The following is a 3,494-nucleotide window of genomic DNA, read 5'->3' on the forward strand; positions in this document are numbered from 1 at the left end:
GCGCGCGACGAGACCGCGCTTGCCGCCCTGGCCGCGCGCTACGCCCAGGCCCTGCGCGGCCGCGACGACGCCGAGCTGGCCGACATCTGCTTCACCGCCAACGTGGGCCGTTCGCACTTCGCGCAGCGCGCCACCGTGCTGGCGCACAGCGTGGCCGAACTCTGCGAGCGGCTCGACGCGCTCGCGCGCGGCGCCGAAACCGAGGGCGTGAAAACCGCCCGCGTGGCGCGCCGCGACCCCGCCCGCGTGGCCTTCCTCTTCACCGGACAGGGTGCGCAGTACGCCGGCATGGCCCAGGGCCTGTACCACAGCGAGCCCGTGTTTCGCGAGGCGCTGGACCGCTGCGCCGCCTTGCTCGCGCCGCACCTGGAGCAACCCCTGCTGTCGGTGCTGTTCCCGGCCGACGGCGACAGCCCGCTGCTCAACGAAACCGCCTACACCCAGCCCGCCCTGTTCGCGCTCGAATACGCGCTCACCGAGTGGTGGCGCGCCTGGGGCGTGGTGCCGCAGGCCGTCATCGGCCACTCGGTCGGCGAACTCGTGGCGGCCTGCGTGGCCGGGGTGTTCAGCCTGGAAGACGCCCTGCGCCTGATCGCGGTGCGCGGCCGACTGATGCAGGCGCTGCCCGACGGTGGCGGCATGGCGGCGGTCTTCACCACCGAAGCGCAGGCGGTCCAAGCCATCGAGCCTTACCGCGGCAGCGTGTCGCTGGGCGCGGTCAACGGCGTGGACCAGGTCGTCATCTCTGGCGCGCAGGCCGATGTGGACGCCGTCTGCCGCGAGCTGGCGGGGCAGGGCGTGCGCACCCAGGCCCTGACCGTCTCGCATGCCTTTCACTCGCCCCTGGTCGAACCCATGCTCGACGCCTTCGAGCGCGAGGCCGCGCAGGTGCGCTTCTCGCGCCCCACCGTGCGCGTGGTCTCCAACCTCAGCGGCGCGCTGGAGAGCGAGGCATTCACGCGCGCCGGCTACTGGCGCCAGCACGTGCGCGAGGCGGTGCGCTTTGGCGACGGCCTGCAGGCCCTGGCCGCGCTGCGGCCCGATGTGTGCATCGAGATCGGCCCGCACCCCACCTTGCTGACCCTGGCCAGCCGCGCCTGGGGCGACAGCGCCCCGGCGCTGGTGGCGTCGCTGCGCAAGGGGCGCCACGACGGCGAGCAAATGCTCGAAGCCGTCGGCGCGCTGTACCTCGCGGGTGCCGAATTGAACTGGCGCGCCGGCGGCCCCGGCCGCGTGGTGGACCTGCCGTCCTACCCCTTCCAGCGCGAGCGCTGCTGGTTCCAGGCCAAACCCACCGCGCCGCTGCCTGCGGTGCGCGGCCGCAGCACGGGCCATCCCCTGCTGGGCACGCGCCTGCGCGGCGCAGGCCGTGAAACGGTGTTCGAGTCCCGCCTGGGCGCCGACGACCCCGCCTACCTGCGCGAACACCGGGTGCAGGGCCATGTGGTCGTGCCGGCCACCGCCTACCTGGACACCTTGCTGGCCGCCGCGCGCCAGCAGTTCGGCCCCGGGCCGGTCGCGGTGGAAGACATCACCGTGCAGGAAGCCCTGCTGCTGGCCGACGACGGCGCGGCCCGCACGCTGCAGGTCGTCTGCGGCGCGGCCGGCGAGGGCGGTGCCGTGGCGGTCACGCTCAGCAGCCTGGCCGAAGACGCCCCCGATGCCGAACCCTGGGTGACCCATGTGTCTGGCACGCTGCGCGCGGGCCCCGCCGCGCGGCCCGCAGGCACGCTGAGCGCCCTCAAGGCCGCGTGCGCCCAGCCGGTGGACATCGCCGGTTTCTACGAAGGCTTTGCGCGCCGGGGCCTGGACTTCGGTCCTGGCTTCCGATCCATTCAAAGCCTGTGGCAGGGGCCTTCGCAGGCGGTGGGCGAAGTCGCGCTGAGCGGCGCGCTGGCCCCACAGGCCGACGCCTACGGCATGCACCCCGTGCTGCTCGACGGCTGCCTGCAGGTGCTGGCCGCCGCGCTGCCCACCGAGGGCGAGGAAGGCCTGTACCTGCCCATCGGCATCGGCCGCTTCGTGCTGCACGGCGCGCCCGGCGCGCGCTGCTGGAGCCACGTGAACGTGCTGGCCAGCAGCCCCGAGTCCAGCCGCGCCACCGTGACCGTCTGGCAGGCCGATGGCACGCTGGTGGCCGAGCTGGCCGATGTGCAGCTCAAGCGCGTCTCGCGCGACGCCCTGGCGCGCCTGGGCGAGCGCTGGCTCGACGACTGCCTGTACGAAACCGTCTGGCGCGCCGCACCCCCGCTGGCGCAGGGCAGCGCGCCGACGGCGCCGCTGGCGGCGCTCAGCGCCCAGGCCATGCAGGCCTTGCCCACGTTGCGCCAATCGGCGCGCCTGGACGCCTACGACGCCTTCATTCCCCAGCTCGAAGCCCTGTGCGCCGAGTACGTGGTGCGAACGCTCTCGCGCCTGGGCTGGGCGCCCACGGTGGGCGAACGGGCCGCAGAGGCCGAACTGGCCGTGCGCCTGGGCGTGCAGGCGCGCCACCAGCGCCTCTTTGGCCGGCTGCTGGCCATCCTGGGCGAAGCGGGCCTGCTCGCCCGCGAGTCGTCCGGGTGGGTGGTGCGCCGGGGTTTGCACGATGCGCAGCCCGGCACCGAGCTGGCGCGCCTGAAGGCCGCCTTCCCGGACGCCGCCGCCGAGCTGGAGATGACCGGCCGCGTGGCCGCCGAGATGGCCGAGGCCCTGCGCGGCGAGCGCGAACCCATGCAACTGCTGTTCCCCGGCGGGTCGCTGGACACCGCCGAGCGCATGTACCGCGACGCGCCCACCGCCCAGGTCTTCAACGGCCTCGTGACCGAGGTCATGCTCGCCGTCGTGGCCCACCAGGCCAGCGGTGGCGGTCGGCCGCTGCGCATCCTGGAGATCGGCGGCGGCACCGGCGGCACCACCGCGCGCGTGGCGCCGCGCCTGCCGGCCCAGGGCGTGGAGTACACCTTCACCGACATCGGCCCGCTCTTCGTGGCGCGCGCCAGGGAGCGTTTCGCCGCGCACGGCTTCATGCGTTTCGCGGTGCTCGATCTGGAGCAGGACCCGACGTCGCAGGGCTTCGATCTGCACAGTTTCGATGTGGTCATCGCGGCCAACGTGATCCACGCCACGGCCGACCTGCGCCGCACGCTCGACCGCGTGCGTGGCCTGCTCGTGCCTGGGGGCCTGCTGGCCATGCTGGAGGTGACCGCACCCCAGCGCTGGTTCGACCTCACCGTGGGCCTCACCGAGGGCTGGTGGGCCTTCGACGACACCGACCTGCGACCCGACTACGCCACCCTGCCGCGCGAGGCCTGGCTCTCGCTGCTGGCCGAGCAAGGCTTTGAAGAACGCACGGCCCTGCCCGAAGGCGGCGGCCACCAGGGCACGCTGGCCCTGCAATCGCTGCTGCTGGCGCGCGCCACCGCACCGGCCGCGCGCTGCTGGCTGCTGTGGGCCGACGAGGGCGGCGTGGCCGCGCGGCTGGCTGAGCGGCTGCGCGCGCGCGGCGACGAGTG

General features: G+C 74.2%; 1 protein-coding gene. It reads left to right on the forward strand.

The features are described from left to right. A partial coding sequence (locus KIT86_RS24730; protein ID WP_297403344.1) for an acyltransferase domain-containing protein occupies nt 1–3,494 on the forward strand: 3,494 nt, incomplete at both ends.

It is taken from the genome of Hydrogenophaga sp. (assembly GCF_026125825.1).
Lineage (GTDB): Bacteria > Pseudomonadota > Gammaproteobacteria > Burkholderiales > Burkholderiaceae_C > Hydrogenophaga.